Source organism: Mesorhizobium sp. M0189 (assembly GCF_040322135.1).
Taxonomy (GTDB): Bacteria; Pseudomonadota; Alphaproteobacteria; order Rhizobiales; family Rhizobiaceae; genus Mesorhizobium.
Map to the genome: position 1 here is coordinate 38490 of NZ_JAMYSW010000001.1, position 21218 is coordinate 59707.

Sequence of the window (21218 nt, forward strand, 5' to 3'; positions counted from 1 at the left end):
GGTGCAGCCGGAGCCGCATTGCGGCCCCGGCGAATACCGAGCAGCTTGCATTTGTCGGTGAATTTCATCCGCGCTGCATGCCCCAGCCGACCGAAAGCTGCTTTTTGCTCGATCGCGGCGACACCGGCCAGCCAATGTCCTTCTGGATCTCAGGCGGCAGGCTGTTCAGGATGCGCAGTGACTTGCGCGCTTCGCGTGCTTTCTTGAAGGCCGCACCATAGCGGCCGAGGCTTTCGAACATCGACATCTTGATCTCCTTTGGAGCGTTGCGGTGGCCGGAAACTGGTTCTGCCTGCCGTTCGATGCCGGTTAAATGCACCGCCTATGTATCTGGCGGATTTCACGAAAACGCGATTTCGTTTCCAGATCGGCGCGATCTGGAAACATTTGCATACAAATGAAAATGGAAGGTATGACAGGCCTAGCGGGGGCGAGTCATCCCCGCCCGCGCCGCGCGGCGTGGCCTTCGCGCGAACGCCGCCGCGGGGCGGCGTCGCCGGCAATGCCGTCTTCGCTCACCGTCTTGCGCGGCGGCAGTTTGACCGCCGCCGAAAGCTTGGGGAACGGGTCGATCTTGTTCGGCAGCGCCATGGCGTAGACGAAATGCTCCTGGAATTTCGGCTCCAGGGCCGTCTCAATCTTCTCGATCCTGCTGACGGTTTCCTCGATCTCGCGGCGATAGCCGCGGTTCAACAGCGCCATGCGGGCACCGGCGCCGGCCGCATTGCCAACGGCCGAGACCTTGTCGAGGTCGCAATCCGGGATCAGGCCCAGCACCATTGCGTATTTCGGGTCGATGAACGAGCCGAATGCACCGGCGAAGTGGATGCGGTCGACATGATCAGTGTGCTGCTTTTCCATCAAAAGCTTGGTGCCGGCATAAAGGGCGGCCTTGGCAAGCTGGATAGCGCGCACGTCGGTCTGGGTGATGGTGATCTTGGGCCCGCCTTCCTTCAGCACATAGGAGAAGGTGCGGCCGTTGGCGACGACGCGCGGCGAGCGGGCGCTCAGCGATCCGTCGACGACACCGTCCTCGGAGATGACGCCGGCGAGATACATCTCGGCGACTACCTCGATGATGCCGGAGCCGCAGATGCCGGTGACGCCGGTCGCCTGCACGCTGTCGAGGAAGCCCGGCTCGTCGGACCAGAGTTCCGAGCCGATGACGCGATATTTGGGCTCCAGCGTTTCGGGATCGATACGGACGCGCTCGATGGCACCCGGTGCGGCGCGCTGGCCGCCGGAGATTTCCGCGCCCTCAAAGGCCGGGCCGGTCGGCGAGGATGCCGCCACGACCCGCTGGCGATTGCCGAGCACGATCTCGGCATTAGTGCCGACATCGACGATCAGCATCATTTCGTCCTGGCGGTGCGGCCCCTCCGACAGCGTCACCGCCGCCGCATCGGCGCCGACATGGCCGGCAATGCAAGGCAGCATATAAAGCCTGGCGCCCTGGTTGAGCTTCAGGCCGATATCCGATGCCTTGATGTGGACGGCGCCGGAGATCGCTAGCGCGAAGGGAGCGCCGCCGAGCTCGGTCGGATCGATGCCGAGGAACAGATGGTGCATGATCGGATTACCGACGAAAACGGAATCCAGTATGTCGTTGCGCTGGACGCTGCCTTCGGCGCAGACCTTGTCGACGAGGCCCGAAATGGCCTCGCGCACGGCGACTGTCATGCCTTCGCGGCCGTCCGGGTTCATCATCACGTAAGAGACGCGGCTCATCAGATCCTCGCCGAAGCGGATCTGCGGATTGGATGTACCCGACGAGGCGGCGACGCGGCCCGATAGCAACGACACCAGATGCATGGCGATCGTGGTCGAGCCGATATCGCAGGCAAGCCCGTACGCCTCGTTCTTGAGGCCTGGCCACAAGGCGATGACCCGTGCGGTCTCGCTGTCGGTGTCCTTGTGGATGGCGGCGGTCGCTGCCCAGTTGCCTTTGCGCAAAATGCCTTGCACCTGCGGCAACAGAAGGAAATCGAAATCGAGGCTCTTGAGGCCCCAGTCCTTCATCAGCGCGATTTTCAGGCGGTCGAGGTCGCCGAGCGGCTTGTGCATGTCGGGTTCTTCGATCTCGACATAGCACATGCGGATTGCCGCATCGCGGGCGATGACCCTGGTGTCGGCGTCTTTGCGGATGGTTTGCGCGTTGATGACGGTGTCCTGCGGCACGTCGACGACGAGATCGCCGAGAATCTGCGCCGAGCAGGACAGGCGGCGGCGTTCGGGCAGCCCACGAACGCGCTCGTAGCGCTCTTCCTTTGCGCCCTTGGGCGAGATGTGGTCGTTGGAGGAAACGATCTTGTGCTTGGCGAAATTGCCTTCCTGCACCTCGATCTGGCAACGCCCACAAGTGGCACGCCCGCCGCACACGCTCTCGACATAGACACCGAGCTGGCGCGCGGCATCCAGCACCGGCGTGCCGACCGGAAACCGCCCCCGCTTGCCAGACGGCATGAACAGCACGAGCGGATCGGTGATGTTGACGGGAGAGTTCATACGTTCCAGACTTTACTTTCTACGCTGCTCAGGTCTTGGCCGCGGCAGCGATGCCGCAGTGTTTCGGTTCCTCCCCAGTCCTAGGCCCCATATCGTGTCGGCCAAGCCATGGCTCAACCCCGGGCCATCCGCGCTTCGCGGCCGCCGCGCCTGCGTCCGCCATTGCCATTGCCATCGCCCGGCGCGTTGACCTGCGTCCGGGCGGCAACGGCCTGGCCGCCTTCGGCAGGCTTGTAATCCTTGTAGGTCCTGATCCAGTTGGTGCAGTTCTCATCGGTGCCGTTCAGCACATTGGCGCCACGCACCGCTTCCATTTCCTGCGGCCGCACCGGGTTCATGATCGCCGAGGTCATGCCGGCGCCGATCACCATCGGAATGAAGGCGGCGTTGATGCCATGACGGTGCGGCAGGCCGAACGAGATGTTAGAGAGGCCGCAGGTGGTGTTGACCTTGAGCTCCTCGCGCAGGCGGCGTAGCAGTGCAAACACCTGGCGGCCGGCATCGCCCAACGCGCCGATCGGCATGACCAGCGGGTCGACGACCACGTCATGCGCCGGAATACCGAAGTCTGCGCAGCGCTGAACGATCTTCTTGGCGACGGCAAAGCGCACGTCGGGGTCCATCGAAATACCGGTCTCGTCGTTGGAAATGGCGACGACCGGAACGTTGTATTTCTTGACCAGAGGCAGGATGGCCTCGAGCTTTTCCTCCTCGCCAGTGACGGAGTTGACCAGCGGTCGGCCCTTGGCGACTTTCAGCGCCGCTTCGATCGCCGCGGTCACCGAGGAGTCGATCGACAGCGGCAGGTCGACCAGGCCCTGCACGATCTCCAGGGTCTGCACCAGCAGGCCGGGTTCGGTCTCGTTCGGGTTGACCGAGGTGACGCCGGCATTGACGTCGAGCATGGTTGCGCCGCAGGCGGCCTGTTCCAGCGCATCCCTGATGACGGTCTCAAAATTGCCCGCGATCATTTCGGCGGCCAGCTTTTTGCGGCCGGTCGGGTTGATGCGCTCGCCGATCACGCAGAAGGGCTGATCGAAGCCGATGATGATTTCTCGTGTCGCCGAGGCGACGATGGTCCGGGTCATGAAATCTCTCCATCGTGATATAAAGAGTTCTTTATATCGTTATCTGTTTCTGATCAAGCGAATGCTGACGATTCGCGCTGTCAATGCGCGGTCTTGACCATGTCGACCTGGGTTTCGGTGAGGTCGTCATGCAGTATGTGGTCGAGCCGGTCGGCAACGAGCTGGTCGTCGCGGCGGATTTCGCGCTTCCACGGCCGACGGCCCTTCAGCACGCCGGACTCGTCGACGATCTCGGCGACATACTCTTCCTGGCGATAGGCCATCACATGGACGCCGGACACACCTGGAATTTCCTTCACCTCATTGATGATGTCGATGCAGAGCTGCTTGCCTTCCTTCTTCTGATCCTGAGCGCCTTCCAGGCGCTTGACGATCTGATCGGGAATGTGAATGCCCGGCACGTTGGAGCGGACCCATCTGGCCGTCTTGGCCGAGGCCAGCGGCCCGACTCCGCACAGGATGAAGCATTTCTCGGTATAGCCGAGGTCGCGGACCTTCTGCATGTAGGTGCGGAACATCGGTACGTCGAAGCAGTACTGGCTCTGCACGAACTGCGCGCCGGCGGCGATCTTCTTGCCCAGCCGATACGGCCGGAAATCGATCGGCGGCGCGAACGGGTTGATGGCCGCGCCAAGGAAAAGCTGCGGCGGCGTGGTGAGTTTGCGGCCGGACAGGAATTTGCCGTTATCGCGCATGATGCGGCAGGTTTCGAGCAGCGACATGCAGTCGAGATCGAACACCGGCTTGGCGCCGGGCTGGTCGCCGGCCTGCACGCCGTCGCCAGTCAGGCACAGCATGTTGGCAACACCCATCGCGGCACCCCCCAGCACGTCGCCCTGGATGGCGATGCGGTTCCGGTCGCGGCAGGCGATTTGCATGATCGGGGCATAACCCATGCGGGTCAGCAGCGCGCAAATACCGACCGACGACATGTGGCAGTTGGCCCCGGAAGCGTCGACGGCATTGATGGCGTCGACCCAGCCGTCGAAAATCCTGGCGCGGTTGTAGACGTCTTCCGGATCGGCGCTGTCGGGCGGATTGAGCTCGGTCGTCACTGCGAACTCGCCGCGTCGCAGGACCCGCTCAAGCCGGCCGCGCGAGGTGTGGCCGGGTAGGGGATCGAGCGGCAAATGGATGCCGGCGGGATTCTCGTCTGGCTGGCGGCCGATCATGCCGACGCCCCGGTGTTGGTAGTATTCTGGACCCCATTGCGGGCGGCCGCGGCCTGCGCGGTCACCCGCAGCCAGGCGGAGGTTTCGCGCAAGGACTGATCCACCGGCTTCTGCACGTCCAAAATCTTGTCGCCATGCACCATGTTCTGCGAGCCTTCCCAGGCCTTGACCCAGACGCAAGGCATATCAGGCTCGACCTCGCAATTGCCGTTGGCGCGCACACCGCCGCAAGGGCCGTTGCGCAATTGCTTAGGGCAGTTCATCGGGCACGACATGCCGGTCGAGGAAAGAATGCACTGACCGCACATGCGGCAGTCGAACATGAAGCCCTTGACGCGCTTCTCGACGAATTTCACCGGCCCTTCGACACGGCTGTAGCCGATGCCCTTCCATAGCGGGTGGAGAGTCAGGAACATGTCGGCGAATTTGGCGTAGAACCATTCGAGCAGCCGCGAATGCCGCACCGACCAAAGCCGCACCGCAAACGAGCGCTGCACGCGCCGCTGCGGCGACACGTCAGCCGGCTTGTAGTCGGATTTCGGCGCCGCCTTCTTGACGATTGTCGCCTGGGTCACGCCGGCTTGAGCCGTCGTCGCCGGCATTGATTGGGGATCAGACATTTTCTTTGCCGCCCGCCTTGACCAGAGCGACCAGCCGCTCACGGTCGTATTTCGCATCGAGCTCCTGAAGAGCCTTCTCGGCCTCGACTTCAAGATCGTCACTGACTGGGACGGGCTCTGCCTTGCGCCATTCGGCAAGATAGTCGTCGGTGCCGCCGGCGCCGGTGCGCATGGCGCACATGTCGATCGCCTCGGTGAAGCGCAGCGGCAGTTCGCGCTTGGCGTTCTGCCGGCCCTTCTTGATGATGACCTGGGCGGGGATGTCGCGCCAGTAGACGACGATCAGATCGGCCATGAATTCCTGCTCCTGGAGAGCGCCGCGCGTCCAATCGAACGCACAAACGATGCTCTACCACCTAACTCCGTTGCATCGTGCCCTCCGAAGATCGATTCCGATCCTTTGGGCCGATGCAGTGGTTTCGAGCATTGCCGGAAGCGCTGTTGGGCTGCTTGTTATGGGACGACGCGGGGGCCTTCAAAAGCGACGCAATCGACGGCTGCGGCTGAAAGCGGAGTCTCTTCCAGCACTGGTCAGCCGGCGCGGCCATCGAAGCTGCCGACCAGTTTCCTGTGGAAGCGCACGTAACCTCGTTCGGTCGTGCGTAAATGCTCCGCGATGATCTCATGGAAGCGCGGCAGGCGATGGAAGGGAACGGCCGGATAGGAATGGTGCTCGGAATGGTACGGCATGTTCCAAGCCACGAAGCGCACCAGCCTTGTGGTGAAGGTGGTACGGGTGTTCTCGAGCATGTTGGCGACATGCGGGCACAATGCGTGCTCGGCCAGCAGGTAGGCCCGCAAAAACGGCTGTCCGACCAGCACCGGCACGATCCAGACCCACAACAGCAGCGCCGACTGTGCGGCGAGCGATGCGGCCAGCAACACCGCATAGCCGATCAGGAACAGCCGCGCTTCAATAACCACCTTGCCGCGGCCCTTTTCCGGCACAAAGCCGTCGCGGTTGCGGCCCGCCGCATTGGTTGCGAACACACGAGCCATGCCTATCCAATAGGGGCCGCCGGACAGATAGCGCAGATATTGGCCGATGGTCTCCGGCTTCGGGGCCATCAGTTCGGGGTCGTTGTCCGGGTCGTGGGTGTGGCGGTGATGGGCGAAATGGAAATAGCGGAACCATGCGGGCGGCAGCAGGATCAAGAAGCCGGCCACGGCGGCAACAGCGCGATTGAGCCACGCCGTTCTGAACGCCGTTTCATGGATGGTCTCGTGCAACAGCGTGAAGAAGAAGACGATCAGGATCCCCTGCGGCAAGACGAGAAGCGGCCAGAACGGGATGCGGGCGGCGATCAGTGCGCCCAGCACGACAACCAGCCCGCCATGGACGGCCAGCCGGACAATGCCTGGCCCGTCGACCCGGGCGGTGAGGTCGCGACGTTCCGCAACCGAAAGGCCGGCAATGATGGTGCGGTGGTCGATGTCGCTCATGATGCAATGTTAGCGGCGGGTGGCTGTCGGGTAAATCGGCGCGCGTGTCACCAGACGCCGTTTCTTATCCCGGTCCAGAGATAGAACCAGACCGTCGGATGATACCATTGTCTCGAAGGCAGACCGGGATCGACCGTGCCGAGCTTGCCGACCAGCGCATCCCTGACCGCCTCGACGCAGATGTCGCGCGAGAATGCCGCCTGCCGCAACGCGTAGCTTGAAATAGTGTCGCCAGGTTGGGGTTTGCCGCGTGCCTGCCGCAGCACCCCGCCAGTGTCGACGCCGGCGTCGACCAGATGCACGGTGGTGCCGAAGTTTTCCGCATCGCCTGAAGCCAGCGCCCAATAGCCGCCGTTCATGCCACGATATTTCGGGGCGATGCCGGCATGGTAGTTGAGGACCGGGCAAGGGATTTTCGCCAGCGTCTGCCGCGACAGCAAGCGGCAGCCGGCGAGCAGCACGACACCCGGCTGGATTTTCTCGATCGCCTGCAGGCACTCCGGCGCGTTGGCCGACGAGACCTGGACGATCTTTTGCCCAGGCTTCGGTTCGGTTTGCAGCTTTTGCTCGGCGGCGAGCCGTGCTGCGTGGCCGGCGAAGAAGCGCTTGCCGAGCCGGGTCAGCATCATCGTGCCGAGTTGACCGATGGCCGAGGTCCAGCCTTGCCGCCGCGCCCGCCCGAGAAGCAATTGCCTTTTGGATTCAGGGGTTTCGAGGATGACGCTGACAGGCGCGAGGTGGTCGGCGATGGCGTTGACGATCGCCCAGATATGCGGGCCGCCTTCGGTGACGACGACGATCGGCCGTTGGTTTGTTTTCGACCGTGCCATGCTTCGCGACCCCCGCAAAGAGCTGTTCTTTGTGCGCGAATGCTAGGTTGACCGGGTTAACCCTTGGTGATCGGGGGCGGGCTCAGCGCTTGAATTCGAGGATGTCGAGCTTCGATTCGTAGTGGGGCGCCGGGAACTCGATGCGCCATTCGCTGGCGCTGTGGCGGAAGGCATAGCCGACCTGATCGCTTTCCGGGCCGCTGCCGTAGGGCTTTGCCGGATCGTCGTTGACGTAGAAGGAACCTAGATAGATCGCGCGTTTCTCGCCATCGTCGAAGAAGCGGCCCTTGGTGCGCTGCGAACCGGTGATCTTTTCCAGTCTCCAGCCGGAACCGTCGTCGCTCACCTTGCATTTGAACCAGCCATAGATGACGAGCGGGCTCAATCCGCCGGCCTTGATGGTGCGGCATTGCCAATTGCCGGTCAGGTCCTTGTCGGAGAAGGAAACCAGCGGCTTTGCCAGCAAGGCGTCGAGCTGCTTGACCTCGGCGGGATCGCCGGCCTTCGCCTCGTCAAGCGCTGCCTTGCGCGTCTCGCCATATTTGTCGAGGCGCGCCTTGTCGGCAGCGGTGATCAGCTTCTGCACTTCGCCATCGGCGAACGCGGGCAACGTCAAGCAGAGGACAGCTGCTACGGCAAACATAAGGCGAGCGATCATTGGTGGCGTTTCCCTTTTGATGACTGGAGCAGCCTGTTTTCTTGTCTGGCGCATACCTTAATGTTTCGCCGCGCTCTGTCATCCTTGCTTGAGCATCGACAGCAGAAACGAGGTGGAAAGAATGCGGATCTTGCTGACGGGATCGTCGGGTTGGCTGGGCAGGGCCTTGGCGCCACGCCTGCGGACTCTCGGCCATGACGTCACTGGCCTCGATCCCGTCCCATCCTCGGAAACGCGAATCGTCGGCTCAGTCGCCGATCGCGACCTGGTCATGAGGGCGGTCGAGGAGAACCGCATCGAGGCCATCATCCATAGTGGCGCGCTGCACAAGCCTGACATCGAACATCATCGCAACGAGAATTTCGTCGAGACGAATGTGCGCGGCACGCTCAACCTGCTCGATGCGGCGGCAACTTTCGGCGTTCAGCGCTTCATCTTCACGTCGACGACATCGCTGATGATTACCCAGGCCATCCGCGCCGGCTTGCCCGGCAGGGCGGCTTGGCTAACGGAAGACATGTCGCCTGAACCGCGCAACATCTACGGCGTGACAAAGCTTGCGGCGGAACATCTTTGTCGGCTCTACCATATCCAGTTCGGCCTGCCGGTGATCGTACTGCGCACCGCCCGCTTCTTTCCCGAAGCAGACGATATGGCGCATGTGATCGAACAGTCGGACGCCAACACCAAGGCCAATGAGCTGTTGTTTCGCCGGCTGACGGTGGAGGATGCTGCCGACGCCCACATCGCTGCCTTGGAGAAAGCGCCGCAATTGGGCTTCGACACCTTCATCATCTCGGCACCGACACCTTTCCAGCCCGACGATTGCGCGGCATTGATCGCCGACGCACCGTCGATCGTCGCGCGCTATTTTCCGGATTATCCGGCACTCTACTTGAAGAAAGGCTGGACGATGTTTTCGTCGATCAACCGGGTCTACGATGCGTCCCGGGCGAGGGACCGGCTGGATTTCGTCTGCAAGACGAGCTTTGCCGATGTGCTCGCTGGGCTCGAAGCTGAAGAAAACGGTGCCTAAAGTGTCAGGCCAGGGCTGAGGCCCCAGCCAGTTCCTTCGTCAGGTCGCCGTAGCCGGTCGAGCGGCGCTCATAGGCGAGGCCGAGCATTTTCGCCGCCTTTTCGGCGACCTTGTCGAGTTCCGGGTCGTCGGTCTGGGCGATGTAGATCAGCTTCTCGTAATTGCCGAAATAGTCCTTGATCAGCTCCGGGTGCTTGTCGAGGCCGAGCGGCTTCATGAAGAAGGCATCGAATTGCCGGCAGAGGAAATCGGTCATGTAGAACGACATCATGTCGTCATCGGCAACCTTCGCATAGGCATCCATGCCTTGGTAGAAGGCAAAGCAATGCGGCCCGGCCATGCGCTCGACGCCATGCTTCTCGCAGATCCGGTCGAGCAGGCCACCCGTGCCGCAATCGGCATAGCCGACGAAGATGTGTTTGTAGCCGTCAGCCCTGGCCTTGGCGATTGCCTTGTCCATGGCCGGCGCAATGCGGTCCGGATAGAAATGGAACTCCGCCGGGAGGCAGGTCAGGTCGAGATGGTCGAGCCCGAGCTGCTCCTTGACCGCCAGAACTTCGCGCGCAATCATCCCGCAGGCGATGACGAGCAGCCTGTCGCCTTGATCGGATTGTTGTTTTCGCGCGGTAGTCATGGAACCAGTCTAATCCATCTTCGTTGCTGTCCAGCGAATTTATATTCTGAGGGAGACACCAATCATGAAATTGTTCCGCGTTGCGCCAATCGCTATTCTCGCCTGCGCCCTGGCTGTTTCGGCCTGCGCCAACACGGTGCGCGGCGTCGGTAAGGATATCAAATCCACTGCGAAGGCGGTTGACGATACCGTCAAGAAACCCTGATCTGCACGATTTCAAACATTTGGGAATAAAAAAGCCGCACTGCAAGGCGCGGCTTTTCTCGTCGGTGCCGAATTTATTGACTCAGGCCGAAGCGCGGACGTTGTGCTTGCGCTTCATGAAGTCCTTGGCGGTCTCGACCGCCACCGCGGCGTCGCGGCAATAGGCGTCGGCGCCGACGGCTTTGCCGAATTCCTCGTTGAGCGGCGCGCCGCCGACCAGCACGACATAATCATCGCGAATGCCTTTTTCCTTCATCGTATCGATGACGACCTTCATGTAAGGCATGGTCGTCGTCAGCAGGGCCGACATGCCGATGATGTCGGGCTGATGCTTTTCGATGGCATCGAGATATTTTTCGACCGCATTGTTGATGCCGAGGTCGATGACATCGAAGCCGGCGCCTTCCATCATCATGCCGACGAGGTTCTTGCCGATGTCGTGGATGTCGCCCTTAACGGTGCCGATCACCATCTTGCCCTGCTTCGGCGCGCCGGTGGCGACAAGCAACGGACGCAGGATGAACATGCCGGCCTTCATCGCGTTGGCCGACAGCAGCACTTCCGGAACGAACAGAATGCCGTCGCGAAAATCCTCGCCGACGATGCGCATGCCTTCCACCAGAGCCTCGGTCAGCACCTTGTAAGGCGCCCAGCCGCGCTCGAGAAGGATGTTGGTGCCTTCCTCGATTTCTTCCTTCAACCCATCATAAAGGTCGTCGTGCATCTGCTGCACCAACTCGTCGTCGGAGAGTTCCGAAAGGATGATCTCGTCGTCGGCCATTTTTTCTCAGGCTCCTTGCCGGCTACAACTATCGCGGCAGCTTAAAAATATCGCGCCATTACCTAACCCGCGCGGGCCGGTTGTCCATAGCTGATTTGCGACTTCCCGCAAAACGAAAGCGACCGTAAATCTCTTGGAATTCTTGTCGATTTTGCGACAGGCGTTGGCGCTGGCGGGCCGTTTCGAATAAGGTGCATGGCTACGATCCGGCCAGAGACCGCAATATGCGGCTGCAAATGGATTTCAGGCCGGAACAAGAGCCCGGCCAAAGCAAATCAGGCCAGAACGAAAGCCAGGGAAGAACGATTATGAGTGAGAACGCGCCGGTCGATCAGGAAGCGTCAAACGCACGGCGCGGGCGCGCTGCCAGCGGTGGCGCCGCAGCGCGCCGGGCTGCACGTTCGGGCGGCGGCCCCGGTACACAGCTCACCTATATCAAGCGCAAGATCAACGTCTATGAAGTGCTGGACGAGGAAGGCCTGGCGCTGATCGAAAAGAACACCGACACGGTGCTGGAAGAGATCGGCATCATCTTCCGCGACGACGCCGAGGCACTGCAGCTTTGGAAAGAGGCGGGCGCCGACGTCAAGGGCGAGCGGGTGCATTTCCCCAAGGGCCTCTGCCGCTCGCTGTTGAAGACCGCTCCGTCCGTCTATACCCAGCACGCCCGCAACGGCGAGCGCTCGGTGCAGATCGGCGGCAACGCGACCGTGTTCGCGCCGGTCTATGGACCGCCCTTCGTGCGCGATCTCGACGGCGTCAGGCGCTACGCGACGATCGAGGATTTCCGGAATTTCGTAAAACTTGCCTATATGGCGCCATCGATCCACCATTCGGGCGGCACGGTTTGCGAGCCGGTCGACGTGCCGGTCAACAAGCGCCATCTCGACATGGTCTACAGCCATATCAAATATTCGGACAAGCCGTTCATGGGCTCGGTGACCGCGCCCGAGCGCGCCGAAGATACGGTGGCGATGGCCAAGATCGTGTTTGGTGACGATTTCGTCGAGAACAACACGGTGTTGACCAGCCTGATCAACGCCAACTCGCCGATGGTCTTCGACGAGACCATGCTGGGAGCGCTGAAAGTTTACTCGCGCCATAACCAGGCGTGCATCGTCACGCCGTTCATCCTTGCCGGGGCGATGAGCCCGGTGACGGTCGCCGGCACACTGACCCAGGTTTTGGCCGAGGTTCTGGCCGGGGCGTCGTTCACACAGCTGATCCGGCCGGGTGCGCCGGTACTGTTCGGCACCTTCGCCTCGTCGATCTCAATGCAGTCGGGCGCGCCGACCTTCGGCACGCCGGAGCCGTCGCTGGTCTCCTATGGCGCCGCCCAGCTTGCTCGCAGGCTCGGGCTGCCGTTCCGCACCGGCGGCTCGCTTTGTGCTTCGAAAATCCCCGATGCGCAGGCGGCCTATGAGAGCGCCAACACGCTGAATTCGACGATCCTCGCCGGCACCAATTTCGTGCTGCATTCGGCCGGCTGGCTCGAGGGCGGGCTCGCCTCCTGCTACGAAAAGTTCATGATGGATATCGACCAACTCGGCATGACGCAGAAGTTCTCCGAGGGTGTCGACCTGTCGGAAAACGGTCAGGCGATGGATGCCATCCGCCAGGTGGGTCCGGGCAGCCATTACCTCGGCTGCGATCACACCCAGGCCAATTTCCAGACCGCGTTCTACCGCTCCAACATCGCCGATAACAATTCCTACGAGCAGTGGCTGGCCGAAGGCGAAAAAACCGCGCCGCAGCGCGCCAACGAGCTCGCCCGCCGCTGGCTGGAGAGCTACGAGGCGCCTTATCTCGACCAGGGCATCGACGACGGGCTGAAGGACTTCATCGCCAGGAAGAAGGCGTCGATGGCCGACGCCTTCACCTGAAAGGAGCCCGAATCAGGCGGGGCTAAAGTCGCCAACATCATCCACAAGGAAGTCTGGCGGAGCGCCTTCTCCGACCCGGACAAGAAGGGATGATTCTCGAGCGCGGCATGGTCGAAACCATCGCGGCCGCGCTTTCCGCCCACGGCCTCATCCTGCGCGGCGGCTTCAATTTTGCGGGCGGTGAGGGGACACCTTCCGGTCTCTCCGGCGCCGCCGCCAGATCCGTCCTGCTGGTGGGGCAGGCAGGCGCCGCACCTTGGCCGCACTTCCTGCGCTGGTTGGAGAAACAGTCACAGCCGATCGACGATTCGCTCGACAGATGGTCGCGCGGAGTGATCGGCGCTGTGGCCGAAAAATTCGGGGCACGCGCGGTGTCACCGTCCGACAGGCCTTATCTGCCGTTCCAGCAATGGGCGATGCAGGCGGAGGGGCTGAAGCCGTCGCCGCTCGGCATCCTCATGCATCCGCAATACGGGCTCTGGCATGCCTATCGCGGCGCGCTGTTGTTCGAGAACGAGATTGCGCTCCACGAACGTCGCGACGTGATTCACCTTTGCGACACATGTTTGGAAAAACCTTGCCTGAAATCCTGTCCGGTCGCGGCTTATTCTGCGGATGGTTTTGTGCATGAAACCTGTCTGGCGCATGTGCGTGGGCAAAACGGCGGACCTTGCCGGACCGGCGGCTGCCTTGATCGCAACGCCTGTCCTTACGGCATCGATTATCGCTATCCGGCCGAGGTTCAGGCCTTTCACATGGCAGCATTCGCGCGCTAGCCAGACAAGACCCCGCTGCACGCAAAGACGTCGACCGTTCCGATCTCAGGATTTTTGGCCGAAAGCCAGCCCCGCCGCGTGAAAGAGACCCATCAGCAGCACCCCGATGGCACCAGAGACCAACGAGACGATGGGATACTGTGCGAAGTTGGCCCCGTACGCGAAGAGGGCCACCACGAAGCTCGCCCAGCCGGCTATCAGATTGGGCACGGCGGAGTTACCGAAGACGCACGGGTAGGAACCCTTGGTTATCCCACTCACGAAATGTGGGACGCCATTGGCGCCAAAAACACCCGCGAAAAAAGCAAGGAATGCCGTCAGCCACATATGAGCTCCGTCCCTTGGCAAATTGAAGCGCGCCGTTCACTTCAGGCCGCCATAGCATGGCAGGCAGTCGGCGAAATTGTGCACAAAGCCAGCGTAAAGCAACCCCGATACGCATTTGTGAACGTGGCGGCTCCACATAGTGCCTTCGATGCAGCCGGCGCCGAACGCCACTGGGAGCGGCTGACGATGCTGTTTGCGGAGACGCTCGGCCAAGGCGCGCCAACCATTACGACGTGACTGCCCGCCAAAAAATTCTTCCCATCACCCAAGGAATCGCCATTAGCCTTCGTCCAACAGGCAAATGATGGCGATGATGCTGGACGAAAGCGAAGCCTCCGACGCCGAACTGATCGGGCGGGCGAAGGGCGGAGACAGGGGTGCTTTCGGCAAGTTGCTCGAAAGGCACTACGGTTTCGTCTATCGCGCCGCCTATCGCTGGTGCGGGAAAAAGGCCGACGCCGAGGATATCGCCCAGGAAGTGTGCGTTCGGCTCGGCCGGGCGATCCGCGACTATCACGGCAGCGGCGCCTTCACGACGTGGCTCTACACCATGACGCTGAATGCGGCGCGCGACATGATGCGCAAGACCGCCCGCGATACGGCCAAGACCGAGGCCTATGGCGCCTATGCGCTGATTTCGGGGGAAACCTCGTCCGAGGCGGAAGACCCGGTCGAGGCGCTCTGGGCAGCGGTGCGCAAGCTGCCGGACAAGCAGCGCGACGCGGTGCTGCTGGTCTATGGCGAAGGGCTGAGCCACGCAGCCGCCGCCGAGGCGATGGCGATCTCGGAGACGACGGTTTCCTGGCACATCCATGAGGCGAAGAAACGGTTGAAGACGCTGATGCGTTCAGCCGGGGAAGTGTGACCATGGTCGACGACAAGCAACTGAACAGGCTGCGCGATATCGCAGCACCGGCGCCTGACGCGGATGCAAAGGCGCGTGCCCTCCAGGCCGCGCTGCGCGCCTATGACATGGAAGAAAAAACTTTACCGGCCGCCCAAGGATCGGCAGGCGGGCTTCGTCTCACAGAGCGAGCACAAAGGCTCTGGAGCGAAATCATGCAAAAGAAACTCTTCGCCACGCCGGCCATTGCCGGGCTCGTTGCCCTGCCGATCGCCGGATACGCCACCATCTATATGCTTGGGGAATCCAAATTCGGCGGGCCCGAATTCGGCGGCGACGATAAGATCACCGAAACGCTGGCTGACAAGCCGGCGACCGTCAAACCGCCGGTTGTTGCCGAAGCAGATAAGCAGAAGAAGGCGGACGCCGACAGCGAAAGCCGCGACGCCGGCGAGGCGCTTGTGGCGCCGACATCGCCGCCGAAAGCGGAATCGACCGCGGTCGGCGGGTTGACGCAGCAGGATGTGCTCACCCGCAATGCACCCGAACCGGCGCAGAGCGGCGAGTTTGCGCTGGATGGCGGTGCAAACTCCGTGGCTCCGGCAGTCGATGGTGGCGCGCGGGTCGGACGCATGCCTGGCACGGTTGCCGAGTCCAAGCTGATGGCACAGCAGCCTGCCGCTGCGCCGGCCGACCAGATGCTGCCGCGAGAGGAAAACCGTGACCGGGTCGAGGATTTCAAGACCAATCCGGTGCATGCCGCACTCGAAGACCCGGTCTCGACGTTCTCTATCGATGTCGACACCGCTTCCTATTCCTTCGTCCGGCGCTCGCTGAAGGAAGGTTTTATCCCGCAGGCCGATACGGTGCGCGTCGAGGAGATGGTCAACTACTTCCCCTATGACTGGAAAGGCCCGGACTCCGCCTCGACGCCGTTCAACTCGACCGTCAGCGTCATGCCGACTCCGTGGAACGAGCACACCAGGCTGATGCATGTCGCCATCAAGGGTTTCGACGTGAAGCCGGCCGAGCAGCCCAAGGCCAATCTGGTCTTTCTGATCGATGTGTCGGGCTCGATGAACGAGCAGGACAAGCTGCCGCTCCTGCAGTCGGCCTTTCGGCTGCTGGTCAACAAGCTGAGACCCGACGATACCGTCTCGATCGTCACCTATGCGGGCGATGCCGGTACCGTGCTGGAGCCCACCAAGGCTTCGGAAAAGGACAAGATCCTCGCTGCCATCGACAACCTGACATCCGGCGGCTCGACGGCAGGCGAGGCGGGCATCAAGGAAGCCTACAGGCTGGCGCAGAAATCCTTCGTCAAGGACGGTATCAACCGGGTGATGCTCGCCACCGATGGTGATTTCAATGTCGGCCAGACCGACGACGACGACCTGAAGCGGCTGATCGAAAAGGAGCGCAAGACAGGTGTGTTCCTGTCGGTGTTCGGCTTCGGCCGCGGCAACCTGAACGACCAGATGATGCAGACCATCGCCCAGAACGGCAACGGCACCGCCGCCTATATCGACACTTTGGCGGAGGCCGAGAAGGTGCTGGTCGAGGATGCCTCCTCGACACTGTTCACCATTGCCAAGGACGTGAAGATCCAGGTCGAGTTCAACCCGAACAAGGTCTCGGAATACCGGCTGATCGGCTACGAGACCCGCGCGTTGAACCGCGAGGATTTCAACAACGACCGCGTCGACGCCGGCGAGATCGGCTCAGGCCATTCGGTCACCGCGATCTACGAGATCACGCCTAAGGGCAGCGGCGGCGAACAGATCGATCAGCTGCGCTATGGCCAGGCCTCGGTGAACAATGGCGGTGTCGCCAATGCCGACGAATATGCCTTCGTCAAAATCCGCTACAAGCTGCCGAACGAGGACACTTCGAAGCTGATCACCACGCCGGTGACGTCAGCCAACGAGGTGGCGTCGTTCGACCAGGCCAGCACCGACCAGCGTTTCTCCGTTGCCGTCGCTGCCTTCGGCCAGAAGCTGCGCGACGAGGATGCGACCGCGAAGTTCGGCTACGACAAGATCATGGAGATTGCCACCGCCGCCAGAGGAGCCGACCCGTTTGGGTACCGGTCCGAGTTCCTCTCGCTTGTGCGCCTTGCCTCGGCGCTCGGCGGTAACCGGTAGTGGCAATGATGGCCGGTTTCTTTCAGATGGGATCGTTCTGACAGGGGGAACCGGCCTACGGGCGGGTGAGGCAGGCCGGCGAGGGAAACCTTGCCGGCCTTTTTTCGTGGCTGCACCGCTTCGCGGACCGCGTCGCAGCCGAAAGCGTCAGGCGCGTCCGCGGCGCCGTTCGCGGCGGGCTTCGCTGGTCTCGGCGACGTTGACCGTCGCCTGCTTGTTGCGCATCGGGCCGATGCGTTCGACGATCTGCTCGACGGTCGGGCGATCCGACCTGGTGTGCGCATCGAGCGCCTTGCGCATGGCGGCAAGGTGCTGGAACGAGGTACCGCAGCAGCCGCCGACGATCTTGGCGCCGGCATCGACGGCCAGGCGCACATAATCGGCCATCAGCTCGGGCGTGCCCGAATAGTAGATCTCGGCACCGCGAAATTCGGGGATGCCGCAATTGCCCTTGACGATCACCGTTGCCTCGGGCTTCGCCTCGGTCATGTCGAGCAGCGAAGCGAGAATATCGGAGGCGCCGACACCGCAATTTGCGCCGACACCGAGCGGCGTCTGCGACAGGCCGTCGACGACACCGTGGATGTCCTTCGGCAGCAGCCCCATCATGGTGCGGCCGGCGGTGTCGAAGGAGCCGGTATAGGTATAGGGCAAGCCGACGCGGATGGCGGCTTCGGCGGCGGCACGGATCTCGTCCGGCGCCGACATGGTTTCGATCCAGGCGACTTCGGCGCCGCCGGCCTTCAGGCCCTCGATCTGCTCGGCAAAGGCCTCGACCGCCTCGTCATAGGTCATGGCGCCGAGCGGCACCAGCAATTCGCCGGTCGGGCCGACTGAGCCGGCCACGATCACCTTGCGGCCGGCCTTGCCGGCGACGGCGCTTGCGATCTCGGCGGCGCGCTTGTTCAGTGCGTGGACGCGGTCCTGCGCATGGTGCAGCTTGAGCCGATGGCGGGTCCCGCCAAAAGAGTTGGTCAGGATGATGTCGGCGCCGGCATCGACAAAGTTCTGGTGCAGGCTGGTGATGGTGTCGGGCGCGGTCTCGTTCAAGAGCTCAGGAGCCTCTCCGGCCTCAAGGCCCATCGCGAACAGATTGGTGCCGGTGGCGCCATCGGCGAGCAGGACGCCCTTTTCGGCAAGCAGAGCGTCGATCGGATTGGTCATGTGAAATACGCCTTCCCGGAAGAATAACTGAGATAAGGATATAAAGAATTCTTTATGTGCCGTCAATGTCGACACGGAGAGCAACCGGTCAAAATCGCATCTCCGCCAGCTTTCGTGTGAAGCTGGCCGCTTCATGCGCGTTGACGTCCGCGGCACGGATCAGATTGTCGAAATGGCTGGTCAGGATGCGGATCGGCTGCGTGGCGTTCAGCACCAGATACATGTCGCCGACGTAAATGGCTGCGCGATAGGGCCCGAAGATGGTGTACGGGATCGAATAGCGCATCCGCCCGTCATAGAGAAACAGGCGGAAGGTGGGATAGAGGTCGTCGAGTAGCGTCGCCATGTGCAGGAGCTGCTGGTGGCGGTCGGCCTCCGGAAAGCGGTCCCACACGCCCAGCCCGCGCGCGAAGATCTCCAGCGTGTGGCGCGGCATACAGACTTCCATGTCGGTTTCGGGCCGTCGGTTGTAGTCGATGCGGTACTGCGTTTCGCCGGCCTGTGCCTCGCGGCTCTTGTTGGCGATGACGGCTTCATAGTCGACAAGCGCCTCGGTGCGCAGAAGATCGGGAATGCCGGCCGGGACGTAGCGGATTTTCGTTCCCGCCGCCTCGGCATGCCAGCGAGCCAGCAGCGTGCGGTCGAAGCCGTCCGGCGCCTCCTCGATCTCAAGGCTCTCGCGGATTTCACCGGTGACGCCCTCGTCCTGGCTGAGGCCGAGCAGCCAGTCGAGCGAGACTTTGAATTCGGCGGCGATGTTGAGCAGCGTTTCGGCGCGGGGAAGGCGGGTCGAGGCGCCGGAGAGCAGCTGCGACAGCGCCGAACGGTCGATGCCAACCGCGGCGGCGAAGGCCGACTGGTTCAGATCGGACCTTGTCAAGAGCATTTTCAGGCGCTCGCGAAAGATCGTCGACAGGTCGCGCTTGTCCAAATCGCCACCCCACCCGATAGGAGGAAAAATTTGCGCTGAAGCCGCGAACGCGGAGCTTCAGGCGTAAATGAATCCGGTGCGTTGTTTACAATGCATAACATATGCAGCTGAAAATGCGCAATCGCAACAGTTTGTGCGCTTTATCGCGTTGCAGCAATGCAACGCTCCTGACACAATGCTGTCAGGAATCAAACGGGTTCCGGCGACTGGAAGGCAGTGGTCGATAGCATGACGAGCATGGGCAACAGGCGACATGGCGCGGCGACCATCGAATGGCCGACGGTGTTTCTCGCACTTTTCTGCTACGGCGGCTGGCTCGCTACCGGCTTTCTGCTCTGGCCATCCTACCCGCTGTTGGCGCTCGCCCTTCTGGCCCTGATTGCGGCGCTGCAATCCTCGCTGATGCACGAGGCCCTGCACGGCCACCCAACCCGGAACGCGCGGCTCAACGAAGCCGTTGTGTTCCTGCCGATTGGCCTTGTCTGGCCGTTTCGCCGGTTCAAGACCATTCATCTGCGCCACCATGCAGACGAGCGCCTGACCGATCCGCTCGACGATCCCGAAAGCTATTACAAGGCGCTCTGGCAGCACGAAGAGCTGCCGTCGGCTATGAAGTTCCTGCTGAAGGTCAACAACACGATGCTCGGGCGTTTGGTGCTCGGTCCGTGGCTCTCCTGCATCGGCTTCTTCATCGACGACGCCAGGCAGGTTGCCGCGGGCGACAATTCCATCTGCAAGGCATGGCTGCTGCATGCGATCGGCCTCGCCGTAGTGTTGCCTGTCGTGCAGTTCGGCTTCGGCATGCCGTTGTGGCTCTACATACTGGTGCCGGTGTGGCTTGGGCAGTCGCTGATTTCGATCCGCACCTACGCCGAGCATCAATGGTCTGAACATCCGGAAGGCCGCACGATCATCGTCGAGCGCTCGCCGCTGTCCTTCCTGTTCCTCAACAACAATCTGCATTTCGTCCATCACAAGAGCCCGACGGTGGCCTGGTACAGGCTGCCGAAGCTGTTTCGCGACCGCCGCGACGAGTGGCTGCGGATGAACAATGGCTACGCCTATCCGAACTATTTCGCGCTGCTCAAGGCCTATGCCTTCAAGGCGAAGGAACCGATCGTCCATCCCGTGCTGCGGCGCATGCCGGAACCAGGACGCGCGTTCAAGCCGCGCGTCAGGGCACGCAGCCTCAATGGGCTTGGCAGCGCACCGGTACCCGCCGAGCCGCCGAAGGAATGATCCTCGCGGCATTGCAGGCGCTGCCGCGCGGGCAACGCTTTCCTGACCTTGTCAATTTCCCTGCATAACGGTCAAATCCCGGCATGAGCGAATTCATTGCGGCTTTGCCGATGTACGACTGGCCGGAAGCGCGGGACGAGGTCGACGCAGAATGGGCGCGGCTGCGCGATGCTTTCAGACAAAAAGGCATCGATGCGCCGGAGACGATTATCCGCCGCAATGGCGATTTGCCCCCGGTGCCTGGCGGTATTCGCGACGATAAGGGAAAACTCATCGCGCCCGATCCGGCGACATTGCCGCTGGACGAACTGGATTTTCACCGGCTCTGGCTGCACCCGGCGCTGCTCTTTGCGCAAACCTGCTGGGGACCGATGGAACTCGGCCTGTCGCAGCGTGTCCACCTCGTCGGCCAGCCGCGCTACGACGCCTTTGAGGGCGGACAGGGCGAACTCTATTCGAGCGCCATCGTCATGAGGGCGGGCGAGGCACCGCCGGCAAGGTCGCCGGCCGACGGCGGCGCCGTCATTCCGCTCGATCAGCTTCGCGGCAAACGTTTCACCTTCAACAGCCTCGATTCCATGTCGGGCATCATCGCGCCGACACGCGACCTGCAAGCACTGGGCGAGAGTTTGGATATCTTTTCCGCGCTGAGCGAAAGCTGGGGGCACCGCGCTTCGATTGTTGCTGTTGCCGAGGGCAGGGCCGACGTCGCGGCGATCGACTGCGAGAGCTGGGCGCTGGCGCAGCGTTTCGAGCCTGCAGCGCAGAAGATGACGGTCGTCGGCTGGACAAGGCGGCGCAAAGGATTGCCGTTCATCACGGCCAGCAGGACGCCGGAAACGATCGTCGCCATGATGCGCGAGGCGATCGAGGCGCTCACATAAAGCGCGTCGCGTCCGGTCGGCCTCATGCGACGCGCTTTAAATTCTTGTTTTACGC

The 21218-nt window shown here is 62.2% G+C and carries 22 protein-coding genes; 8 read left to right on the forward strand and 14 right to left on the reverse strand.

Annotated elements, in window-relative coordinates; genetic code table 11:
• Positions 1-64 precede the first annotated feature (64 nt).
• From NKJ09_RS00170 to NKJ09_RS00210, 9 genes are all read right to left on the reverse strand, one after another.
• Positions 65-247 carry a hypothetical protein gene (locus NKJ09_RS00170; protein WP_023719927.1) on the reverse strand — a complete coding sequence of 61 codons (183 nt, stop codon included), beginning with the start codon at positions 245-247 and terminating at the stop codon, positions 65-67.
• A gap of 188 nt (positions 248-435) precedes the next feature.
• Positions 436-2505, reverse strand: coding sequence for an ASKHA domain-containing protein (locus tag NKJ09_RS00175; protein ID WP_352495947.1), 2070 nt, complete (start codon positions 2503-2505; stop codon positions 436-438).
• A 113-nt stretch (positions 2506-2618) separates the two neighbouring features.
• Entirely contained in the window at positions 2619-3593 is a 975-nt protein-coding gene (locus tag NKJ09_RS00180) for a methyltetrahydrofolate cobalamin methyltransferase (RefSeq protein ID WP_023719929.1), read from the reverse strand.
• Positions 3594-3673: 80 nt separating this feature from the next.
• The gene (locus tag NKJ09_RS00185; RefSeq protein WP_023719930.1) at positions 3674-4765 is read right to left on the reverse strand and encodes a methylenetetrahydrofolate reductase; all 1092 of its coding nucleotides are present in this window, start codon (positions 4763-4765) and stop codon (positions 3674-3676) included.
• Positions 4762-5385 (reverse strand): methylenetetrahydrofolate reductase C-terminal domain-containing protein, encoded by a 624-nt coding sequence (locus tag NKJ09_RS00190; protein WP_352484523.1) that lies wholly within the window; start codon positions 5383-5385, stop codon positions 4762-4764. Before NKJ09_RS00190 ends, NKJ09_RS00185 begins: the two co-directional genes overlap by 4 nt.
• Positions 5378-5680: a virulence factor gene (locus tag NKJ09_RS00195; protein ID WP_023719932.1), complete on the reverse strand. Its 303-nt coding sequence runs from the start codon at positions 5678-5680 to the stop codon at positions 5378-5380. Before NKJ09_RS00195 ends, NKJ09_RS00190 begins: the two co-directional genes overlap by 8 nt.
• Positions 5681-5916: 236 nt before the next feature.
• Positions 5917-6828 (reverse strand): fatty acid desaturase, encoded by a 912-nt coding sequence (locus tag NKJ09_RS00200; protein WP_352495948.1) that lies wholly within the window; start codon positions 6826-6828, stop codon positions 5917-5919.
• Positions 6829-6875: 47 nt separating this feature from the next.
• Positions 6876-7658: a formyl transferase gene (locus NKJ09_RS00205; RefSeq protein ID WP_352495949.1), complete on the reverse strand. Its 783-nt coding sequence runs from the start codon at positions 7656-7658 to the stop codon at positions 6876-6878.
• An 82-nt stretch (positions 7659-7740) separates the two neighbouring features.
• Positions 7741-8316: a DUF4893 domain-containing protein gene (locus NKJ09_RS00210; protein WP_023719935.1), complete on the reverse strand. Its 576-nt coding sequence runs from the start codon at positions 8314-8316 to the stop codon at positions 7741-7743.
• 121 nt (positions 8317-8437) lie between these two features.
• On the opposite strand from NKJ09_RS00210, the gene NKJ09_RS00215 reads away from it, so the two are divergent.
• Positions 8438-9352 (forward strand): NAD-dependent epimerase/dehydratase family protein, encoded by a 915-nt coding sequence (locus tag NKJ09_RS00215; RefSeq protein WP_023719936.1) that lies wholly within the window; start codon positions 8438-8440, stop codon positions 9350-9352.
• 4 nt (positions 9353-9356) lie between these two features.
• On the opposite strand, the gene NKJ09_RS00220 is transcribed toward NKJ09_RS00215, so the two are convergent.
• Positions 9357-9986, reverse strand: a complete 630-nt coding sequence (locus NKJ09_RS00220) for a DUF1638 domain-containing protein (protein ID WP_023719937.1) — start codon at positions 9984-9986, stop codon at positions 9357-9359.
• Between the two features lie 64 nt (positions 9987-10050).
• On the opposite strand from NKJ09_RS00220, the gene NKJ09_RS00225 reads away from it, so the two are divergent.
• Entirely contained in the window at positions 10051-10191 is a 141-nt protein-coding gene (locus NKJ09_RS00225) for an entericidin A/B family lipoprotein (RefSeq protein ID WP_023676507.1), read from the forward strand.
• An 81-nt stretch (positions 10192-10272) separates the two neighbouring features.
• Here NKJ09_RS00225 and NKJ09_RS00230 read toward each other — a convergent pair whose 3' ends face one another.
• A complete protein-coding gene (locus tag NKJ09_RS00230; protein WP_023676506.1) occupies positions 10273-10971 on the reverse strand; it encodes a cobalamin B12-binding domain-containing protein in 699 nt (232 codons plus the stop codon).
• A 308-nt stretch (positions 10972-11279) separates the two neighbouring features.
• On the opposite strand from NKJ09_RS00230, the gene NKJ09_RS00235 reads away from it, so the two are divergent.
• Complete coding sequence (locus NKJ09_RS00235) at positions 11280-12854, forward strand: trimethylamine methyltransferase family protein (RefSeq protein ID WP_023719938.1); 1575 nt, start codon at positions 11280-11282, stop codon at positions 12852-12854.
• 89 nt (positions 12855-12943) lie between these two features.
• On the forward strand, positions 12944-13630 hold the full coding sequence (locus NKJ09_RS00240) for a hypothetical protein (protein ID WP_031194270.1): 687 nt from the start codon (positions 12944-12946) through the stop codon (positions 13628-13630).
• A 45-nt stretch (positions 13631-13675) separates the two neighbouring features.
• On the opposite strand, the gene NKJ09_RS00245 is transcribed toward NKJ09_RS00240, so the two are convergent.
• Positions 13676-13957, reverse strand: coding sequence for a hypothetical protein (locus NKJ09_RS00245; protein WP_031194271.1), 282 nt, complete (start codon positions 13955-13957; stop codon positions 13676-13678).
• A 304-nt stretch (positions 13958-14261) separates the two neighbouring features.
• On the opposite strand from NKJ09_RS00245, the gene NKJ09_RS00250 reads away from it, so the two are divergent.
• Together NKJ09_RS00250 and NKJ09_RS00255 are read left to right on the forward strand one after the other, a co-directional pair.
• Positions 14262-14822 (forward strand): RNA polymerase sigma factor, encoded by a 561-nt coding sequence (locus NKJ09_RS00250; RefSeq protein WP_023719942.1) that lies wholly within the window; start codon positions 14262-14264, stop codon positions 14820-14822.
• A gap of 2 nt (positions 14823-14824) precedes the next feature.
• Entirely contained in the window at positions 14825-16945 is a 2121-nt protein-coding gene (locus tag NKJ09_RS00255) for a vWA domain-containing protein (RefSeq protein ID WP_352495950.1), read from the forward strand.
• Positions 16946-17092: 147 nt separating this feature from the next.
• Here NKJ09_RS00255 and bmt read toward each other — a convergent pair whose 3' ends face one another.
• Both bmt and NKJ09_RS00265 read right to left on the reverse strand, forming a co-directional pair.
• Positions 17093-18109, reverse strand: a complete 1017-nt coding sequence (bmt, locus tag NKJ09_RS00260; protein WP_023719944.1) for a betaine--homocysteine S-methyltransferase — start codon at positions 18107-18109, stop codon at positions 17093-17095.
• Positions 18110-18197: 88 nt separating this feature from the next.
• Entirely contained in the window at positions 18198-19040 is an 843-nt protein-coding gene (locus NKJ09_RS00265; RefSeq protein WP_023719945.1) for a helix-turn-helix domain-containing protein, read from the reverse strand.
• Positions 19041-19268: 228 nt separating this feature from the next.
• Between NKJ09_RS00265 and NKJ09_RS00270 the strand changes: the two genes are divergently transcribed.
• Together NKJ09_RS00270 and NKJ09_RS00275 are read left to right on the forward strand one after the other, a co-directional pair.
• On the forward strand, positions 19269-20279 hold the full coding sequence (locus NKJ09_RS00270) for a fatty acid desaturase (RefSeq protein ID WP_031194273.1): 1011 nt from the start codon (positions 19269-19271) through the stop codon (positions 20277-20279).
• A gap of 83 nt (positions 20280-20362) precedes the next feature.
• On the forward strand, positions 20363-21163 hold the full coding sequence (locus NKJ09_RS00275) for a phosphate/phosphite/phosphonate ABC transporter substrate-binding protein (RefSeq protein WP_023719947.1): 801 nt from the start codon (positions 20363-20365) through the stop codon (positions 21161-21163).
• The last annotated feature ends 55 nt before the right edge of the window (positions 21164-21218 follow it).

What these genes read in the sequence shown, in the direction of transcription:
- NKJ09_RS00170 (WP_023719927.1), bottom strand. Translation starts at nt 247, where the DNA reads ATGTCGATGTTCGAAAGCCTCGGCCGCTATGGTGCGGCCTTCAAGAAA.
- NKJ09_RS00175 (WP_352495947.1), bottom strand. Translation starts at nt 2,505, where the DNA reads ATGAACTCTCCCGTCAACATCACCGATCCGCTCGTGCTGTTCATGCCG.
- NKJ09_RS00180 (WP_023719929.1), bottom strand. Translation starts at nt 3,593, where the DNA reads ATGACCCGGACCATCGTCGCCTCGGCGACACGAGAAATCATCATCGGC.
- NKJ09_RS00185 (WP_023719930.1), bottom strand. Translation starts at nt 4,765, where the DNA reads ATGATCGGCCGCCAGCCAGACGAGAATCCCGCCGGCATCCATTTGCCG.
- NKJ09_RS00190 (WP_352484523.1), bottom strand. Translation starts at nt 5,385, where the DNA reads ATGTCTGATCCCCAATCAATGCCGGCGACGACGGCTCAAGCCGGCGTG.
- NKJ09_RS00195 (WP_023719932.1), bottom strand. Translation starts at nt 5,680, where the DNA reads ATGGCCGATCTGATCGTCGTCTACTGGCGCGACATCCCCGCCCAGGTC.
- NKJ09_RS00200 (WP_352495948.1), bottom strand. Translation starts at nt 6,828, where the DNA reads ATGAGCGACATCGACCACCGCACCATCATTGCCGGCCTTTCGGTTGCG.
- NKJ09_RS00205 (WP_352495949.1), bottom strand. Translation starts at nt 7,658, where the DNA reads ATGGCACGGTCGAAAACAAACCAACGGCCGATCGTCGTCGTCACCGAA.
- NKJ09_RS00210 (WP_023719935.1), bottom strand. Translation starts at nt 8,316, where the DNA reads ATGATCGCTCGCCTTATGTTTGCCGTAGCAGCTGTCCTCTGCTTGACG.
- NKJ09_RS00215 (WP_023719936.1), top strand. Translation starts at nt 8,438, where the DNA reads ATGCGGATCTTGCTGACGGGATCGTCGGGTTGGCTGGGCAGGGCCTTG.
- NKJ09_RS00220 (WP_023719937.1), bottom strand. Translation starts at nt 9,986, where the DNA reads ATGACTACCGCGCGAAAACAACAATCCGATCAAGGCGACAGGCTGCTC.
- NKJ09_RS00225 (WP_023676507.1), top strand. Translation starts at nt 10,051, where the DNA reads ATGAAATTGTTCCGCGTTGCGCCAATCGCTATTCTCGCCTGCGCCCTG.
- NKJ09_RS00230 (WP_023676506.1), bottom strand. Translation starts at nt 10,971, where the DNA reads ATGGCCGACGACGAGATCATCCTTTCGGAACTCTCCGACGACGAGTTG.
- NKJ09_RS00235 (WP_023719938.1), top strand. Translation starts at nt 11,280, where the DNA reads ATGAGTGAGAACGCGCCGGTCGATCAGGAAGCGTCAAACGCACGGCGC.
- NKJ09_RS00240 (WP_031194270.1), top strand. Translation starts at nt 12,944, where the DNA reads ATGATTCTCGAGCGCGGCATGGTCGAAACCATCGCGGCCGCGCTTTCC.
- NKJ09_RS00245 (WP_031194271.1), bottom strand. Translation starts at nt 13,957, where the DNA reads ATGTGGCTGACGGCATTCCTTGCTTTTTTCGCGGGTGTTTTTGGCGCC.
- NKJ09_RS00250 (WP_023719942.1), top strand. Translation starts at nt 14,262, where the DNA reads ATGGCGATGATGCTGGACGAAAGCGAAGCCTCCGACGCCGAACTGATC.
- NKJ09_RS00255 (WP_352495950.1), top strand. Translation starts at nt 14,825, where the DNA reads ATGGTCGACGACAAGCAACTGAACAGGCTGCGCGATATCGCAGCACCG.
- bmt (WP_023719944.1), bottom strand. Translation starts at nt 18,109, where the DNA reads ATGACCAATCCGATCGACGCTCTGCTTGCCGAAAAGGGCGTCCTGCTC.
- NKJ09_RS00270 (WP_031194273.1), top strand. Translation starts at nt 19,269, where the DNA reads ATGACGAGCATGGGCAACAGGCGACATGGCGCGGCGACCATCGAATGG.
- NKJ09_RS00275 (WP_023719947.1), top strand. Translation starts at nt 20,363, where the DNA reads ATGAGCGAATTCATTGCGGCTTTGCCGATGTACGACTGGCCGGAAGCG.